Genomic DNA, 19,317 nt, shown 5'->3' on the forward strand with positions numbered 1-19,317 from the left:
ATACAGATTTAATAATACTTTCTTTGCTATTTGCAGAGGGGTCGACCATTGTTGAGGGTTAGTAATTATGTCACCAGCAGACAAAAAAGAAGTAAGTAAAACAGGATAAACAATCATGCTTAATATCTTTTTACTAATAATTTTTTTTGTTTCGAGTACTGCAAAGATTCCTACTAATAATAGAAAAACAATAAAATTGATTAAATATTTATCCACCTATTTATCCACTCATTTCTTTCTGCAATAACAACATTATTGTCTAAACTGATAGTAACTAATCAATGGTAAAATCAAAGGGCAATTTTATGGCGGGCAAGCAAATCTTGATAAATATAAATCTTATGGTCAATCGATACTTGTGTTTTAATTAATAACGGTGGGATTGGTAAAGAATGGTTAAATATAAATTTAACCTTCCAATGAACTGAACTTTATTGCATCATTATTAGGTAAGAAAGCTTGATTGGAAACTGGTGGGGGTAGAATAATGGAGTTACTCATAGATAAAGTAGATTCGGATCGAAAAGAAATATTAAGAAATTTAATGACGTTGTTTTTACACGACTTATCCGAATTCATTGAAGGCATAAATTTAAATTCGGATAATGGGCTTTTCGAATTCGATGTTCTTGACATGTTTTTTGATAAAGAGGGACTATCACCATTTTTTATTAGTTTAAATGGTAGACCAATAGGCTTTATTCTATTGCAAAGTGGTCCATATTCAAATCAAGAATATGCAGATTATGTGTTGAATTCCTTCTTTATTCTCAGAAGCCAGAGAAGGAAAGGGATTGGAAAATTAGCTTGTAACAAGTTTTTTGAAATGTATCCTGGTAGATATGCAATTAGCCAGGCACAAACCAATACTCCAGCTTTAAAATTTTGGAAAAGTGTCTACGAATCAAATGGGGTAATGCCTTATGAAAAAGAAGAGATTGAGGATGGAATATGCGTAGTTTATCAATACTTCAAAACTAATTAATTATTAAACTAACGTAAGAACGTTAGTTCAATAACTCTTGTGATTTGTAATTCTATTTTATTTGTCAGAAGTATTTCAAAACTAATTTGTTATTCAAACAATTTACCTTAAAATCCATTTCAAAACTTTATTTGACATTTTATTTTTTGTGGAAAAGCCAGCAAACCCTTGTGGTTGCTGGCTTTCTTCATTTCAAAACCAATTTGTCACCCAACAGAAGTTGTTGGATGACAAATTGGTTTTGAAATGGACAATAAAGTTTTGAAATGGACAATAAAGTTTTGAAATGGACAATAAAGTTTTGAAATGGACAATAAAGTTTTGAAATGGACAATAAAGTTTTGAAATGGACAATAAAGTTTTGAAATGGACAATAAAGTTTTGAAATGGACAATAAAGTTTTGAAATGGACAATAAAGTTTTGAAATGACAAATAAAGTTTTGAAATGACAAATAAAGTATTTAAATAAAAAAACGTTCGCTCATCAACTCTGGGTGAACGTTTTTTTACTGAGTGGGTTAGAGTTAGAGCATATGATTAACAATTTAGTTGCAGCGGGGGGGATTAAGCTAACGGGCAGGAGAATGGAAATAGTTGGAGAAGAAATTTAGAGGAACGAAAAAGAAAAGAATTGAGGACTAAATATGTATTGTCCATTCTGCTTTCCAGAAATAGATAAGGAACAAAATATCGTTCTTAGTAATGAATATTGTTTATTCGTACAAAAACCTCAACCTGTCTTATTTGGTTCAGGCTTAATTGTTCCCAAAAACCATCGAGAAACTGTATTTGATTTAACTCCCGAAGAATGGCAAGCAACATTTGGCCTTTTACAACAGGTTAAGGAACGACTGGATAAAGAATATCAGCCGCAAGGCTACAATGTCGGTTGGAATTGTGGCCATGTTGGAGGACAAGAAATATTCCATGCACATTTACATGTTATCCCTAGATTTGAGGATGAACCCTTAGCAGGTAAAGGTATTAGGTATTGGTTAAAACAACAATCAAATCAAAGGATAAGTGCAGAATAAAAGTTGTGTTATTCCGCTAAACGAGGAACTATAGTTGAGGGGCTTGCTTCATGGGAGCCCCTCTTGTGTTATTTAAGTAACTGGCAGAAATGCAATAAAAAAACGCCACATTTCATTGTGGCGATTCCGTTTTAGACATAATTTAAGCAAGGGGTCTGTTTCCAATCCCTTACAATATTATTATAAATCACAGAAAAACATAAGTCTACAATATTTCAGGAAATTCCAGTATCATTTTTATCAATGCAAGTCACCCTACAACACAACACACGAACGTGTGGAAGCGACTAACATCGTATCGCGGACGTGATGGTGGTTTGTTTTTGCCGAGACCGAACGGAACCTTGCTGACCTACAGCTTATGATCCGGATACTTCGCCAGGCGGTTCGTACATAGAAAAAGGAGGAGATTGTTTGATCGGTGAACGGACGACGAATAAGCGACTTGAAAGTATTAAAGTTATTGTTCATGAAATGTTGTTGTCTATAGATTGTATGGTTAACAGGCAGGAAGCAGCTGTTCACTTGTACGGGGTATCTACATTCGCTTCAATGCTCGCCATGAAGCGAGGACAAAATCCAGAACTTGCGGCGATCGCTGGAATGCTTCATGATTATTATGTTTTTAAGACTGGAATCAATGAGTTTCCCGGTCCTAATAGTGCTGAGGCAGTGAGACCTATAATACGGGATATAGGCATGTTTACCGAAGAAGAACAGCGTACTGTTCTCCGGTCTATATTTTACCAGGGGGATGGCAGTCGAAGCCATGGTCCCTACGAAGAGATCGTAAAGGATGCGAATGTGCTACAGTTATACTTTCAAAATACAAGCTATAGGATACCTGGAATAGATGTAAATCGATTACGAAATGTGCTCGGAGAACTGGAAATTGTGGGTGAGTTTAAAGAAGAAATCAACATAGAGAAGGAAACGAAACTCCAACTCAACGAAGACAAACGCCGCAAGTTGGCTGATATTGCAGAAGTGCTTGCGGGGCAAGACATAATCGGCGTACCAGGAGATGAACGCTTTCGGGAAATTTGTAAATATTGGCCGGATGCCAGTATCTACAAAGTGCTTAAGAACAGTTGGTGTGCTGCGTTCGTGTACCACAGCTGCAGACAAGCAGGATTTCTTTTGCCGATTCGGTATCCGAATGGGATTCATCGGTTCGCCGGCGTTGGTGCGTGGTTGGAGTGGGCTCAGTTACCCGAGACCGGGTTCTTCCATCATGACGAGCAGAATGGGTTTACGCCTCAACGCGGTGACATCGTCATCTACGATAAGCTTCTATCTGATCACTCGCATGATCATATTGGTATTGTTCTTTCTGGCAACGAGAAAGAAATTTTGGTAGCAGAGGGCAACAGGGATAATAAAAATTACTCTAGCATTTTTCACAGGGAGAGAAGGCATCGTATTCTTGGCTATATCCGTATTGACAACAGTTATCAATATCATTTCAGCGGGGACTATAATCCGCTCTAACATGGAGGTGCATTATTGAGCTAACGGAAACGATAATGGAGGAGCTTGCGCTGGCAACTCCTCTTTGTTTTTTTGAAATAACGGATGGCATAGTTTGAGCAATGCTGCAGTATGAAGGTACCATGATTTTATCAATTCATTAAGAAAAAAGGAGGGGACTGCAAATCGGGTGTTGACCTGGAGCCGGCTCCAGCCTCTAGAATAATAATATCGGAACAGAGAGGAGGTGGAGATCAGATGTATTCGATCGGGCAAGCGGCGGAGTTAACGGGTTTCAGCATCGATACGCTCAGGTATTACGAGAAGATCGGTTTGATGAAGCCGCCAAAGAGAGGGCCGGGGGGCCTAAGATCGTATAGTGAGGATGACGTGCGGCAGCTTTCTTCCTTGCACTGCCTGAAGAAGACTGGGTTGTCGCTAGACGAGATGAAGACGTTTTTGCAGGAAGGACGATGCTTCGCGAATCCTGCGTTCCCGCTAAGCGTCGAAGACAGGGAGACTATCGAAAGCCGAGTGCAAATTCTTTCGGAGCATATGGTCAGAATGGAAGCGCAGTACTTAGCGTTGGCGAACATAATCGAAGAAACGAGAGAGAAGTTGGATTTCTACAATGGGATCATTGAAAAGGAGGCAGTGAAAAAATGAAAATCGCTTCGATTGGTTCTGGGAATATGGGCGGGACATTAGGCAAACAATGGGCCGCTCTTGGACATCGCGTGATGTTCGGCTCGAGGGATCCTCATAGCGAGAAGATGAAGCTCTTGCTGCAAGTCGCCGGCGCTAACGCGCAGGTCGGCACGATCATGGAAGCAGTCGCGTTCGGCGAGGTGATCCTGTTGGCCGTTCTGCCCGGTGATGTGGAGCGCGTGCTGGCCGAGGCAGGGGATCTGGACGGTAAAATCCTCATAAATTGTACCAACCGATACGACGGTGCGTCCTCGGACGCCGAGGTGCGGCGTCTCGCACGGAATGCGCGCGTCGTCCGTGCTTTCCACACGCTGCCCTGGGAAGTGCTCGCGAACCCTCGGTATGAAGCGGGTACCGCGACGGCTTTCTTAAGCGGGGAAGACCCCGCAGCAGTGGAAGTAGTCGCCAAGTTGGCAAGCGATATCGGGCTCGATCCGGTTGAAATCGGCGGTCCGGACGCGATGGCGAAGGCAGAAACGGCGATAGGGATGATCTGGAGCATACTCGTTCCCAAGTTCGGGCGGGAATACAGCCTTAGCGTACTAAGGCGTTAGTGGTCGATGCCATCCAGAACGACGTTGTTTGATCTTTTGTTGTATGGCGTGTCGACGATTAAGTTAAACGTTGATGAAACGTAGATTTTAATTCACGGTAAGAGTTCTAATTAGGGTGACTACGCTAACGGAAACTTTAGCTCATTAAGATTGTACTATCTAGGCTGCCGGTATATAGCTCGGTGGCCTATTCCGTTAACGGGCAGTTTAGTACAATGCGAAAGGGGAATAATGTTCTGTAAAACATGAAGGGTGTTGTTTTTTTGAAAAAATTCAAGATTATTTTTGTTTACATTCTTTCACTGATTGCCATAGTTGTATTAACAATTGGGATTTATATGTTGATTGTAGCAGTTCAAGAAAAATTGTTTGTGTCTGAAGAGTATTTAATGTGGATTTTTAAATACCCTGCTTCAAGGCTGGTGTTTATTTATGAGATATATCTATTCGCGGGTTTTTTCTATATTTTTAAGAAGGAATTTAGGGAAATGGGTACGGGAGCTTATAGTGCAAAAGATAATTTTCTTAAAAAACACAGAAGACAAATTATACCTATATTTATAACCCTTAACATTGCTTTGTTTTACGTTATTGTTTCTGCTGTTACTGTTATAACTAATAGCAAGATTATTGATTATTCATTTCTTTCACCACAGGGTCGAGAATATAACTACAACGATGTTGTAAGTATTAATACAGGTGTGTATGGAAAGAAACTATACATTCCGTTTACACATTCAAAGGGTGACTTCTTCTACATTATAGAATTAAAAGACGGCTCAAAAATTGATTTAACAGAAGTAGGCGGAGTTAAAAATGAAGAACATGAGGTTTTTATCATCGAAAAGCTTGACAGTGAACTTGTAAAGATGAATGTCCCTAAAGTATCCAGCATGGAAAATTTCAAATATAGTACCGAACATCTAGATAAAATTTATACGGATAAAATACGAAATATATTAGAAAACACCAATTAAAATTATACTGGCTTATTAAGCTAACGTAAGAACTTTAGTTCAATAAACAAACAGGGAGCAGATTGCCGCGGCAGCTGCTCCCTGTTTTCATTCAAGTAACGGGAGTTTACTTCTACTTTGAAAATGTTTCGGCAAGAATTATAATGAATCGCGAGGTTGGAATATACGTTGGCAATTTGCGGAGGTAACCATCAATGACAACACATATAGTATTTGGGCTATCATCTGGTGCATCAGTTAAGTTCGCTTTGAAACTTCTAAATGATGAACAGGTCGTTGTAATGGTGGATGATTTAATGTGGGGTCCACTTGGCAATGTACTGTTGGAGGATATTCAAGAATTACGTTTTCAATGGTGGGGACAAGTATTAACTGATGAAGATATACTCGAAGATATCCCGTATCTTCGTGAATCGTATAAGAAATTTAGCGAATGGACTACTGCATTAAAGGATAATGACTCACTCTTGTTCTGGATAGGGGACAACCCTTCAGAATATACAGGGCTGATGTGTCTACTGTCCTATCTCCCTCAATCCATTTCTGTATCAGTTGTCATGGCTTCAAATGCTTATTACAAGAGATATGGCAAATTTAAACCACGCTTTATGGGGGAAATTACAGCTGATAAAATTTTGCCACTTTTGGAGGATTCGAAAATCCTTTCTCCACGTGTTAGAGAAAGATACAAATGGAACTGGATGCAACTCGTTGAGGATAGCGGCAACCTCAGAATACTTAAGAATCGTCAGATTGTGACGGTATCTGAAGATTATTTTGATGAACAGTTTGTAACTCGTGCAAAAAAAATTAGCAAAGAAAAAATGTATCGTAAAAGCGACGGATTCTTCCCAGCTGCAAGGTTAGTCGGTGATGTTATTGGGCATCAGAAACAAATGTTTATGGATGTGGTTATCGAATGGAGAATTCGGTGTTTAATCCAAATGGGCTTGCTATCTTACCAGGGGTCACTGAAAAATATGAGGCTTTATTCGATTAAGCCAGTCGTTGATTGAACTAACGGAAAACGATAGCACCACGACAACAGGCTGCCAGCATTATTGGCAGCCTGTACAGGTAACGTCCAGTTTAACGCAACAAATTATTACCAGAGATCCGTCTAATAAAGTGGGTAGGATAAAGAATTTTTTTTACTAGAAGGAGTGAAATATTGAAAAAGTTAGTTTTAGGCGTAGCCTTAACACTTGCCGTATGTGTATTTAGTGGTTGTAGTGCTTCGTCTGAAGCTGAAAAGGGGAATTACATTATTGCAAAGGAAGAGCAAAGAATCTTAGTGGCGAAGCAAATTTCTAAGAAGGATGCAGAAAGTAAGACCTTTGCTACCTTCAAAAAGAGTAATATCGAATTAGTCTATTATATTGTAGAAGATTCCCAACTCTACAACGAGCTTAGGGTAGGCGAAAAAGTTAATGTAACTCCTAAAACAAATGACAAAGGCGAATATATTGTAATGCAATCCGATCCCCCTCAAATTGTAGCTAGTGAAATAGAAAGACAAAAGGATTGATTAGGTTATTATGAACGAGAACCATAATAATAATAATCGTATCGTCGTTAACGGGCAATATAACGCGATCTCAGTAAGATCTGTCAGTCTATATTTTGCAACTAATCCGAAGCGCTAATTGCCGGTTTATCAACAGTATTAATAGCCAATATACGTTTGTTACATATGGAAAACCATATATACCTCCACTACAGGGGGTATTTTTAATGCGATAAATCAAAGTTAGTGGATATTTTCGAAACAAAGACAACCATTAAAACGTCTAAGAAGTATAATTGGAATAATAAGGAATCAAATTTGTTCTTTCTTAAGTACACAGTAGAAAAGGATGTGTTCTGGGTGTCACGGATCTGGTTAATTTTAGTCCTCATATCGAGTATATCCGGAGTACTGTTTGTCACAGGATGCAAAAATACTCCGAGCACAGCACCATCAGCAACTTATACACCAAATGGAATGACCACTCCTACTCCCGGTTCCTCATCTGAGGTAATGAATCCATCTACGCCTACTAGCATATCTAATACTTCTGAACCTCCCGTTAAAAATGAACAAAAGGTATCTTCGTTAGCTTCAAAAAACCTTGAAATAACTTTGGCTAGCACAAAGGAAGGATTTCGTATTGATCACGACGAAACATTTGGATTTTATCTGATGCAAACATTACCTACGCCACGAGGTGATGCTGTTTTACATGTTGTCAGAAGGATGGATCAGAGTACAGCGAATGACGCATGGTTTCGTAAAGACCTAGTACTTATTAAACCAGAAACGAAAGAAGTTCAAATCTACACCTTAATGAATGGATATACAACGGATTCATATTCTACAGATTCTATAACCCAAGTTCTCGGCTTTATAGATCAAGAACATATTATTTATGCCGCGATTCATGGAGATCAGGATACACCAACAACCTACAATATTGAAAAAATGAATGTATATAGCGGGGAAATGGAAGTGCTTTTTAATAATCAGCCAGACAATGTGTCTCCCGACTTTTATATGCCGGGCTGGTTAAACGATAAAAAAGAAAAGCTTGTCATAAACAGCTTCAAGGAAGGAACTACATGGGTGTTCGATCTATTAAATCATAATGTAATTAAACTGGAAGAGAAGTTCAAAAATACATGGCCTCAATTTGCATTGTTCCCATCACCGGACGGCAATTTATTCTGGTATCACGGAAAACTATACAACATTCAAGGCCAATTGATCTATGCCCCGAATTCGTTGGGTAGAATTGAGCTTGGTTTATACTGGAGTCCCGATAGTCGCTATACAGTTCGTCATTTTGCAAACGATGATAAACCAGAAAATCTTTTATCTGGCGGAGAAAACGGCATTTTAACACCGCAAAGCCTAACCATAAATGATCGGACCGGGAAAATAGTTCAGCAGGTTGAAACAAATGACCCTAAGGTTCATCTCGAGCTAGTAGGCTGGATTTCTGATCAACAAGCAGCAGTTATTCAATATTATGAAATCGATCGAAGCCGGCCAGAAGATGACCAAAAAACGAAGGTTAACTATAAATTAATGAACCTTTTAACGGGAGTTCAGAAGACACTGAGCCCTACTAAGCTGGAGGATCTAACATCATCAACCAAATCCAGAGTAAGAACTTATTCTTGCTGCACCGCTCCTGAAATTCCTTTTTTTGTGGATACTAACAATAGTACTTTTTGGCGTTCAGAAGATCGGGCGATCTATCTCGGTCAGTTCACTAGCGGAGAACATGTATGGAATGTGGTAGATCATCGCCATGCTATGACGAAAATTTATGTTTTCTCGCCATTAACGAAAAAGATAAGAACGCTAGAAGATAAAAAGACTATATCGGACATCAGATTATTTTTAAAAAGTTGGGTTTTTGATACTGGCAATTTAACTTATCAAAAATTGGAAATGAAGTAAAGCAAAAATAGTTTGAATGCGTCCAGCCGCTAAAGGAGACTATCAGAATGAAAAACGTTATCCCGCTGGGGATATTATTGCTCGTCCTTATGCTCATAGGATGTGGGGACAGGGGAAATGGTGTATATACGTCTGTATCGTCCATTCCCCCAATACCTGAAGCATCTGAGTCTCCTCCCAGCTCAACGCCAGTATCGTCTCCGCCAGCTACAGAGGCAAACTTAGCGAAAGAAGATGACTCAATTAGAGCAATAGGTACGCATTCGGAGGGGCGACTACTCGTCAAACCTACAAACAAAGCGAGCGTAGCCCCTTTGGGGGCACCTAGCTGTTATGGGGTGCAGACTGATCTACGTTGGTTAGGAGACTATGAGGTGGTATGGGAATCCAAATCTGAGGGAATTGCAACCCAAATTAGTACATTCCCAATTGACTTCGAAATTGTACAACAAAATGATTCACCAGTCATCATGCAGCCATTTACCCTTGAAGATATGGATATATTTGCTTATGTTCCTCGTTACACCGATTGTCATGGTCTCGAAACTTACCTTTTCGGAGTTAGTAATGGGAAGGCTTTTCCGATATCGCTTGAGATAAAACCTGGAGTGAATTGGGCTTCTATAAGCCAATTGCCGCACCATCCATTCAAAGTTGCCAACGGAGAATTTATCGTTACTGGCGGTTATGGGGCGGGACAGGATTTCATTAACGTCTATCACTTCAGATATGATCCAAAGAAAAAGTCAATGATTCTGAAAAGTACAAATCAAGTGAAGCCTAACGATATATAACTACTGGTGAGAAATCCTATTCCTGAGCTAATGGAAACTATAGCTCAATAACCAAAATGAAAAGGTAGCTGCTGATACGGCTGCCTTTTCCCCAAACGGGCAGAATAGCGGTGAAATAAACTCCATTTAAGGAAATTATTTTCGGAAATTTCCCTATTTTTTACAACAACATGTAAGCTTTAGCTTCTATATTTATAAACAACGAAAAGGGGTGCCGTATTGAGAAAATTTATATTGGGATTGAGTTTAGGTTTAGCTATTGCCTGTTCAACTGTTATTTTCGCATCGGATACTATTCAAGCGTTATTATTTCCAGCGAGTTTTGAAATTAATGGTAGTAATATTGGATTAAACAATGATTACAAGGTACTGAATGTGGATGGACATGCATATGTACCCATTCGCTTTATAGCTGAAAATTTGGGAGCAACCATCGATTATGATGCGGAATCAGAAAAGATTTTTGTCAAAAATAAAATTCTAGACTTAACAGATCCAGATTACAAAGATATATCTGTTGGTAATTTAATATTAACTAAAGATGGTAATAACACAAAAGTTACGGGGCAATTGAAAATGGCAGGTGTAGGAAGCTCAAAAAATAAAATAGAAGCTAAATTAGCCTTTTATAATGATAAAAGTGAGAAAATTGGCGATATTGCAATAAGCGGAAATGACTTTGGGGTAGAATCTCAAACGTTCGTATCTGAGGGTGCAGGTGACTTCAGAGCCTATTCAGCGGTTAATCTTCGAATAGGTGCAGTAAATGATCATATTATTAGTGAATTACCAAGCATTCTTTATGAAAACACGAAATATAATTTCACTCTTAAACTACCCAAAACTTGGGAGGGAAGATATGAAGTTGAAGAAAAGGTAATCGAAAGTGAAGGTTTCCGTGCTGATAATTATAATTTTATTGATAAAGCAAATAAAGGGTATGGTGGAGTTGTTTTCACGATCACAGTATGGACAAAAGAGGATTGGCTTAAAAACGGTCCATCACTAATCGGGGTGGGTCAAATATATAAAATAGGTGAAGATGGGGATAAAGTGTTCACATTAGCTCCACCAGGAGATGTTGAATACAATCCTCACGATGAGATGTTAAAAGCAGAATTCTTTTCAATGTACGACCACATAAACACAATAAAAACCACTTTTAAGCTCACCCCTGCACCCAGTCTTGTGGGTTATATTACCAAGCTTGAAAATCAAAGAGCTTTAGTGGTTAGTCCGATAAGTAGAGAGATAAATCAAACGAGAAAAGAGTTCTACGATGCAATATGGGTTTCAAATATGCCCCAAGATGTAGAAGTTGGACAATACGTTCATGTATGGCTTGAAGGTGCCATAGCTACGTCATACCCTGGTCAAGGAAAAGCATCGAAGGTCACCATAACCAAAATACAAAAACCTGAAAAAGCAATCCTGTCTCAAGACGAAGTAATACGCAAAGCCCTCTTAAACAAAGATATTTCAAGTATCTACAACTTTGTTATCAATGAAGTAGTTTATGATGAAAATTCAGATGTTTGGACTATTCGATACAAAAGTGCAATTATTACGGATAGTTCAATTGAAGAACATATTATACAAGTTCCAGATAAATAACATTACGCTAACGGAGAACGATAGTTAAACAGTGAAGGGCTGCCGCGTTGCAGCTCTTCACCCAGCTAACGGGCAGAATAGTGGAACAAAAACAGCCGCAACTTCTACATCAGCAGACCCGTCTATATAGTCTGAGGTGATTGACAATGAGGCGGTTTAAACATTGGGGACAGATTTCGTTTGTGCTACTTTTTATGATTGTCGCGGCCAGTTGCGGTACGATGGGCACAGGTGAAGTGACAACACAATCTCAGGTTGTTGATCCAGAGTTAGTCTCAGAGAAAACAACGGAACCATGCATGGCTCAAATTGATTGGGTCGATTTCCTTATGATCAATAACATCAAGTATTATCAAAACTATGATGGAACCATAGCAGTAACGGCGGATCAACTCGGAGACAAGGTGGGCGAAGTCTCCTACATGCTTAATAAGCATGCTTGTACGGGTCACGTAGCTAAGAACGGGGATGCGGCATTCCTTCCGATTGGTACCGTTATTTATGCATTGAAGGGTTACAAGTCGGAGTTTCGCGTCGTAGCGGATAACAAGATTTACGAAGTAAAGGAAAATCTGAATGCCGCAACGATAGGGGATCTCATGGACATTGATGGCAAGGTGGAGAAAATTAGTTTGGAAAGTGGCCAAGACGGCAGTCCAATCGGCAACTTCAGCCAAGAAGCGTCGTCGGAATTCATTTCTGAGCTTCTACCTTTGCCGTATGTCGGTTTCGATGCGGTCTATGAGAAAACCAAACATGAGGCTGGTATTTTCCTACGTGTGCACCTTCAAGATGGCACATCATTTCGGATGGTCTACTATCCGAAAGCGAATGGTTTTACGGCAGGGGCCTTTGGAACGGAAAAGTTGAAATTATTAATCACGTCTCAGAGAGAACAAATTAAATCAGCAGCGGGATTATAAGTGTATTGACCGTTCAAGATTAAGCTAACGGAAACGATAGTTAAACATAAAGGGTTCCACATATTAGTCATACATAATATGTAGAACCCTTTTTTTTATTTGATTTTCTTAAGTTTAGGTCTTTTCAGTCTAATACTTTATTTTCCTTGAACATAATGATGATATAGCCGTTCGCATTCTACGAGTTCAAATTACCAAATTGAAGTGTCTACGGCAAACGCTGGCGCATCGAAGTTTTCTTCCGGGTCGCTAAGCAGGAACTCGGCTTTGAGTCTTGCCATTCCAAATCCGAGGCACACCAGCATGCACATATGGAATTACTTTTTGCAACCGAAACCCTTCTTACCTATGCGTTATGGCAATTAAACAACAAAAAAACATAGTGATGATGAAGGCTACACCCACGGCGAAATGGTTCGTGGCCTCTTCCACACTCGTTGTCAGGTCCGTCGCAGAAACCGCAAAGGGTCTGAACGAATCTTCATCGATTTTGACATAGAAGCACGCCGCTTTGCAAGTCTTATTTCGGATTACTGGCCTCCCCAACTTTTCATGACGTGATGGCCGGTTTACTCAAACATAGATTCTCACAAATACCAATTAATCTCGCGAACTGCATAAGTCCTGTGAGTTTTTCAAGGTCTCAATTATATGTGATATTTACACCTATGTTACAAGAAGTTAATATTTAGACAACAAAGTTAGTTTATTCTATAAAAGTAGTTTAATAGATAACTAATACCTAATAAGAAACTAACGATCCTTAAATATGTATCTAAAAAACCCCTTCAGTGAAGAAGTGAAGTGCACCCTTTAGAATAGACATTGGAAAAACCCTAGGGTTAAACCGATGAAATTCTAGGGGGTGTTTTTTTATGGCTTTGAAAGGGCAAAAGTTTAAGCATTATCCTGAATCACTTAAGATGGAGGCAATTCGTCTTCACACGGTGGAGGGCTGGAGTCAGAGGTCCATTGCTATTCATTTGGGAGTTCAGGATAAAGATCGAATTAAGGTATGGGTGAGGAAGTATCGGGAAGTTGGAGACACCGCATTTAAGGATGGTCGGGGAGATCCAAAACGAACGGAGACCGAACAAGAGCGCGAACTCCGTAGGCTACAATTGGAGGTAGACGTGCTAAAAAAGTGGTTACAAATCTTGAATCAGGAGGTGCATACTGTAAGCACATCGTTGTCGACCAAATGAAGAACAGACAAAGCATAAAAGGATTATGCCAATACCTTGGCATCAGTCGTAGTGGATACTATAGCTATCTGAAAAGAAGCAACCATGATCCTGACGAAGATCTGAAACTGCAAATTACAGCCATATTCGAACGGCGTAACAAGACTGTCGGCTACCGACGCGTACAGGATGAGATGTACCGCCAGCATGGCCTTGTGGTTAATCACAAGAAGGTATTGCGTTTAATGCAGGAGCTGGGCATTCAGGCTGTTATCCGCCGCAAATATGTTCACCGTACAAGTCAGCAAGCAGCCGTAGAGGATGGCCGAATCGCAGAGAATCTGTTACAACGGAATTTCAATGCAGACGCCCCCAATCTAAAATGGGTAACCGACGTAACCCAGTATCGGGTATTGGATGAAAGAATCTATCTGTCAGCCGTTAAGGATCTCTGGAATAACGAAATCATTGCCTACCATATAAGTAGGAACAACGACAATCCACTTGTTCTAGAGACCTTTAAGAAGGCATTCAAAAAACATAAAGACGTGACTGGATTGATCATTCACAGTGATCAAGGAAGCCAGTACACGTCTCATGCTTATCACGACATGCTGCCACAGGTTGGAGCCCAAATCAGCATGTCACGCCGAGGAAATTGTTATGACAACGCCTCGATAGAAAGCTTCTTCTCTCATCTTAAAGTCGAAGCACTCTATCCCTATGATATACGATCTATTGATGAGGCACAAAGGCGAATCGAGGAATTTATCCAATTTTACAATGAAGATCGTGCTCAACGAAAACTAAACAAGCTGACACCGGTTGAATACCGGCGCCAGCTTGTTGCATAGGGCTTTTTCCAATGTCCACTAAACGGGGTCTTGACCAGAAGTGAACTGAAGGGGTTTTTTAGATACAATTAATTAAATATAAAATGTAACAAGTACATTATCTTTTTTTCGAACATATCCACCTAAGTAGTCGTGGGCTTTAAATATGTAGCATCATACGGGGCAAATCATCTATGCAGCAAAAATGAGAAAGGGACAGCTTGTATGGCAATACGATTAGGGATAAAAACTTGATATAATTGACCAGTGGTTAAATAGTCATTGATCCCCAAGGACTATTTAATTTGAAAGGATAAGCATGCCAGTAAGCAAACTAACGGCGTTTATGTTGATACGGATCGATTCCAGTAGAATTTAATTTTATGAATGTCGAAATCAATGTGAAAAGTCACAAAACAGATGAGTGGAAATCAATGCTATATTTCTGAAAAATCAAAACTATCGCTCTATATGATATACATTTTTTATAGTCTAATATTAGGTTGAAAGGCTGATTGCTATAAAAAATACGGAGGTTGGCAAATGAGAACAAAGGTAACAAAGCGAATTACAGTATTAACTCTCATCTTTATAGTAATCCTGTCTCTATTTAGTAGTTTGGCTTCTGCCTCGCCTGAAAAGTCAGTAAAGGCAGAAGGGAAAACAATTGTATCGCTCGTTTTAGCTGCACCTAGAATTACATTCATAGATGAAGGGGAAGAGCGTCCTATCGCTTTGAAAGCACTTTATAGCGATGGTTCGATGGAAGACGTAACTAATTTAGCTAAATGGGAATCAAGAGATCCGTCGATTGCAAAGGTTGAAAATGGCGTATTAAAAGGGATATCACCAGGTGATGTTTCATTGAGAGTAACCTACTCAACTTTCCCACAGATAAACTTCTTTGCTTCTATAAGAGATGTTCCAGAAAATGTAACGGCGCTTCTACTTTCGGCTGGCAAGTTGAGGTTAGAAACCTCTGATAAGCCGGTTCAAGTATTTGCCTTTACAAGGGACCCCGAGAGTAGACAGGTTACTTCTTTAGGAAGTTGGACAACGACAGATCGTAATGTTGCTACAGTTAGTAAAGATGGTCTGATTACCCCAGTTGGAATAGGCCAAGCATATATATATTTTAAATACGATAAATTGGTTGATGCTGTACTTGTTAATGTTGTTAAGCCGGAGAAGCTTGTAATTGATGAACCTGCTGTTGAAATTTTGCCAGGTGCAAATTGGCCGGTTCAATTAACCGAAGTATTCAATAACGGAGAGTCAGAGAATGTAAATCCAAGTGAAGTGAAGTGGACTGTCGAAGATAGCAGCATTGCAACGGTAACGGATTCAGGATTAATCATAGGAGGTAAGACAGGTAAAACAATTGTGACAGCTTCCTATCGATCAGATGTTCTTCCTCCAGTTAAAATTGAGGTTACTGTCACCAATAAGCTTACTACTCCAAGAGTTATTGGTTTGGCTGCTTCTCCATCAAACCTCTCCATAGGTGTAGGTGATGAAGCGCCAATTGCAATAACAGCGATTTACAGTGATGGGAGCACGGAGGATGTCACAGCTTCCGTTCAATTGTACTCCGACAATTTCTACGTAGCTTCAGTTCAGCAAAATTTTGGTGGTACATCAAAGGTTATTGGTCAATTGAGTGGCGCAACCGTTTTGCATGCTATCTATGCTAATGGTCGTCACACTGTAGATATCCCGGTGGCTGTCGCGGATAAAGACGGTCAGAAGAAGGCTCCAACCCCTGAATCGATTTCTGTTACACCAAATATAAAAAATATGGTGGTACATCAACAGCAGCAATTGGAGGTAAAAGCGAGCTATACGGACAAATCTGTTGTAAAGTCGACTCCATCTGCGGTTTATAAATCATCTAATCCTGATGTTGTTAAAGTGAATAAGGATGGCCTACTTACTGCTGTAGGTACTGGTACAGCCATAATTACCGTAGATAGCTCCGGTTACTCAAAGCAGGTTCCTATTGTCGTTTCAAAAGAACCTTCTAAAGATTTAGTGAATAAAATTGTTGATCTGATTCCTAGTGAAACTAACATCTCCTTTCGGTTAGCCGAGGGCATGCATTCGTTTTCTGTAAAAGCAAAATATCAAGATGGTTCAACAACTGACGTCACTTCAGATTCAAGATTCACATCACTAGACCCAAGCATTGTTACAGTTAAGAATGGTGTTCTTACAGCCGTTGCACCAGGTACAACTCAGGTCCTTATCAATCACGGGACAAGCACCGAAATCTTGAAGGTTTCAATCCTTTCTGAAAATAATGCATCTACGGGGGATTTAAAAATAGAATCATTGCTTGTATCCTCATTGGATGTTATTGTTCAAAAAGATAAGCTTTATCCCGTACATGTTTTAGCCCAATACAATGATGGAACTCAAAAAGAGATTACGAAGTCAATCCAGTGGATTTCAGAGGATCCTAATGTTGCTGGTGTTACAGACGGGAAATTTACTGGAAAGAAAATTGGTAAAACGAAAGTTAGTGCAACAATTGAAGGTTTCCCTTCTATTCAAATTCCAGTAAAAGTAACAGAAAAAGAGGGACCAGTTAATTTAGTCGGAATCACTAAAAACATACTGGGAATGCTAATACAGCCTGAGGCAGGAGCTCCTGTAGATGTGGACGCCTTTGCGGAATATACAGATCATAATATAGTTCAGGTTGATACTGATGGGAAGTGGGAATCTTCCGATGAGAAAGTAGCAACTGTTGATCAGAACGGGGTCATTAGATGGGTCGGCCCTGGTGAAGCATACATCTATTTCAATTATGGAGGTTTGAGAGATTCTGTTTGGGTAAGAAACACAAAGCCTGTAGCTTTAACGTCATTTCCCCGCAATGTGATGTTAGAACCTAATAAGTCGACGGACGTGTCTATAATTGCTTTCTTTGGTCATCCGGGCAGAGATGGTAATTGTGATTGTTTTGATGTTACTAGCCTAGTAAAATGGACGGTGGCGGACGAATCGGTTGCAACGATTTCTGCTGATGGACATATCATCGCTCACGCTGTTGGAAAAACGACGATAACTGCTACTGTTTTTGGTATGTCAACGACAATTAATGTTGAAGTCGTAGCAAAGTATCCTACATTTACATTGGGGATAAGCTCTTCGCCGGGTTATATCGTAAATTCAGCAGGCTCAACAAGTGAGATAGTCATTAATGCAATGTCTAGCGATGGAACGGTAAAAGTCGTTACGGCTGATGTCACATGGAGTACGTCTAATCCGGAAGTAGCTGAAGTGACCGCTGATCATAAGATCGTAGCGAAATCAGAAGGAGCAGCTGTGATATTTGCGGAATATGATGGATTTAAAATAATTATTCCTGTTGTAGTAAAACCTAAATAAATAATGTCAATTATGAATTATTGATGATGAGATGAATTCTCCAGCCATATTCAATTTGAAAAGCCAGCGATTTGTTACGCTGGCTTTTTACTATAGTAAGTTTGGAGGCGATACAAATAGAACATTACATGAACCGTATCACAAATAGAAGCATCAGTTTCATCTCAAGCAAGAAATAAAGGATTTGCAGCAGCATCAAATATTTTTGACACATCTTCCATAGGAACATGCTTGTACGATAAAGGTAAGAGTCAGAATTTTATCCTCTAAACGTAATGGTTGGAATTGATTTTGTTTCGTTTAGGAGTTATATTTTAATTCAAACAATGTGCTAAGTAATGGTGAGCAGTAGTCCGCGTAAACCGCGGGCTTTTTTATTTATCGGCTCAAGTTCTTGTAAATTGACAATGTCAAGAACTTGAGTCGATTGCCGATTTGTGACAAGAACATTGTCCGAATGCCGACACATAAAATTTAACCGCTAAACTAACGGGCAGCATAGTGGAAACAATTCGAACGTTGCTTCGTCTATATCTGAAGAGAGAATAAATGTCAAAGGAGTTGAAAAACGTGAATGCATATAAAATGACTGATATTACTAATACAATGCGTATCCATATAAAACGCGGAATGCGTAATGGATTACTTTTTCTGCTGTTAGGTTTAAACGCTGCTGTACCCGTTTATGCGACAAGTTGGGTCGACTTGCCAGCCGAGGATGTTATCTCGAGGGCGTCGATCGTCGTGGAAGGCACGTACGATTTTTCCAAGAGACGAGGCGAACCTAAGATGATGTGGGTAGGTTACGACTTCAAAGTGAGCAAAGTCTACCGAGGGGACGTTGCGACTAGCTTGGTGGCAGGGATTGACGGCTTCGATACCGGATGGGCGGATGAATATCAACGGGAAAACGGAAAATTTCTGTTGTTTCTAGAGAAAGTGGAGCAAGTACGTTACCCGACGCCTATTGCTGGGCCGAACGGGATGATCCAAATCAAAAATGGAAAAGTACAGCATCATGATGAAAAAGAGGGTGAGGCTTTCCAGGCGTTTATCGACTCTGCGGCACATATAATGCCTAAGCAATCCACTGGGGTGACTGGGGATGCCGGATATCTGTGGTGGATCGCTGCACCGCTCGTGCTGATTGTATTTCTTTTCTTTCTTATCTACCGTTTCAGGCGTACCAGAAGTTGAGCTAACGAGACACGAGACGATACGTTTAGTTGTCGGGTGACAAGAACATTATCCCATTCCCGACGGAAGGCAGGGAGGAGTATTTTCCAACTGATTAAACTAAAGGGCAGCATAGTTCAACAACCCGAGGTCTTGGTAAAAAGGGTAATATAGGTTTTCGAAAAGAGGGATATAATAAGAGAATTATTCTAGGTAAGGGGTAAAA

At 39.8% G+C, this 19,317-nt stretch carries 16 protein-coding genes and 1 pseudogene; all 17 read left to right on the top strand.

Translation table 11 applies throughout. From position 1 onward, the window contains the following. Positions 1-487: 487 nt before the first annotated feature. Positions 488-985 (top strand): GNAT family N-acetyltransferase, encoded by a 498-nt coding sequence (locus QFZ80_RS05915; RefSeq protein ID WP_307557735.1) that lies wholly within the window; start codon positions 488-490, stop codon positions 983-985. 645 nt (positions 986-1,630) lie between these two features. Then, entirely contained in the window at positions 1,631-2,020 is a 390-nt protein-coding gene (locus QFZ80_RS05920) for an HIT family protein (protein ID WP_307557737.1), read from the top strand. A 414-nt stretch (positions 2,021-2,434) separates the two neighbouring features. Continuing rightward, on the top strand, positions 2,435-3,511 hold the full coding sequence (locus QFZ80_RS05925) for a CHAP domain-containing protein (RefSeq protein ID WP_307557740.1): 1,077 nt from the start codon (positions 2,435-2,437) through the stop codon (positions 3,509-3,511). Positions 3,512-3,748: 237 nt separating this feature from the next. Next, positions 3,749-4,156: a MerR family transcriptional regulator gene (locus QFZ80_RS05930; protein ID WP_307557741.1), complete on the top strand. Its 408-nt coding sequence runs from the start codon at positions 3,749-3,751 to the stop codon at positions 4,154-4,156. Beyond that, entirely contained in the window at positions 4,153-4,752 is a 600-nt protein-coding gene (locus tag QFZ80_RS05935) for an NADPH-dependent F420 reductase (RefSeq protein WP_307557743.1), read from the top strand. Before QFZ80_RS05930 ends, QFZ80_RS05935 begins: the two co-directional genes overlap by 4 nt. 263 nt (positions 4,753-5,015) lie before the next feature. Continuing rightward, the gene (locus QFZ80_RS05940; protein WP_307557745.1) at positions 5,016-5,729 is read left to right on the top strand and encodes a hypothetical protein; all 714 of its coding nucleotides are present in this window, start codon (positions 5,016-5,018) and stop codon (positions 5,727-5,729) included. A 194-nt stretch (positions 5,730-5,923) separates the two neighbouring features. Then, positions 5,924-6,745 (top strand): DUF1835 domain-containing protein, encoded by an 822-nt coding sequence (locus QFZ80_RS05945; protein ID WP_307557747.1) that lies wholly within the window; start codon positions 5,924-5,926, stop codon positions 6,743-6,745. A 155-nt stretch (positions 6,746-6,900) separates the two neighbouring features. After that, positions 6,901-7,257 (top strand): DUF3221 domain-containing protein, encoded by a 357-nt coding sequence (locus QFZ80_RS05950; RefSeq protein WP_307447342.1) that lies wholly within the window; start codon positions 6,901-6,903, stop codon positions 7,255-7,257. Between the two features lie 339 nt (positions 7,258-7,596). After that, positions 7,597-9,174: a hypothetical protein gene (locus tag QFZ80_RS05955; RefSeq protein WP_307557749.1), complete on the top strand. Its 1,578-nt coding sequence runs from the start codon at positions 7,597-7,599 to the stop codon at positions 9,172-9,174. Between the two features lie 47 nt (positions 9,175-9,221). Continuing rightward, entirely contained in the window at positions 9,222-9,968 is a 747-nt protein-coding gene (locus tag QFZ80_RS05960; protein WP_307557751.1) for a hypothetical protein, read from the top strand. A gap of 219 nt (positions 9,969-10,187) precedes the next feature. Then, positions 10,188-11,582 carry a DUF3221 domain-containing protein gene (locus QFZ80_RS05965; RefSeq protein WP_307557753.1) on the top strand — a complete coding sequence of 465 codons (1,395 nt, stop codon included), beginning with the start codon at positions 10,188-10,190 and terminating at the stop codon, positions 11,580-11,582. Positions 11,583-11,728: 146 nt separating this feature from the next. Then, positions 11,729-12,505 (top strand): hypothetical protein, encoded by a 777-nt coding sequence (locus QFZ80_RS05970; RefSeq protein WP_307557755.1) that lies wholly within the window; start codon positions 11,729-11,731, stop codon positions 12,503-12,505. Positions 12,506-12,723: 218 nt separating this feature from the next. Then, a pseudogene (locus QFZ80_RS38825) lies at positions 12,724-12,888 on the top strand (transposase); the annotation flags it as partial. A gap of 492 nt (positions 12,889-13,380) precedes the next feature. After that, positions 13,381-13,710 carry a helix-turn-helix domain-containing protein gene (locus QFZ80_RS05975; protein ID WP_307434631.1) on the top strand — a complete coding sequence of 110 codons (330 nt, stop codon included), beginning with the start codon at positions 13,381-13,383 and terminating at the stop codon, positions 13,708-13,710. Continuing rightward, positions 13,707-14,543: an IS3 family transposase gene (locus QFZ80_RS05980; RefSeq protein ID WP_307557757.1), complete on the top strand. Its 837-nt coding sequence runs from the start codon at positions 13,707-13,709 to the stop codon at positions 14,541-14,543. The genes QFZ80_RS05975 and QFZ80_RS05980 overlap by 4 nt, the downstream gene beginning before the upstream one ends. Before the next feature lie 522 nt (positions 14,544-15,065). Next, positions 15,066-17,915 carry an Ig-like domain-containing protein gene (locus QFZ80_RS05985; RefSeq protein WP_307557759.1) on the top strand — a complete coding sequence of 950 codons (2,850 nt, stop codon included), beginning with the start codon at positions 15,066-15,068 and terminating at the stop codon, positions 17,913-17,915. Between the two features lie 570 nt (positions 17,916-18,485). Further along, a complete protein-coding gene (locus QFZ80_RS05990) occupies positions 18,486-19,112 on the top strand; it encodes a hypothetical protein (protein ID WP_307557761.1) in 627 nt (208 codons plus the stop codon). The last annotated feature ends 205 nt before the right edge of the window (positions 19,113-19,317 follow it).

The organism is Paenibacillus sp. V4I7, from assembly GCF_030817275.1.
Classification (GTDB): domain Bacteria; phylum Bacillota; class Bacilli; order Paenibacillales; family NBRC-103111; genus Paenibacillus_E.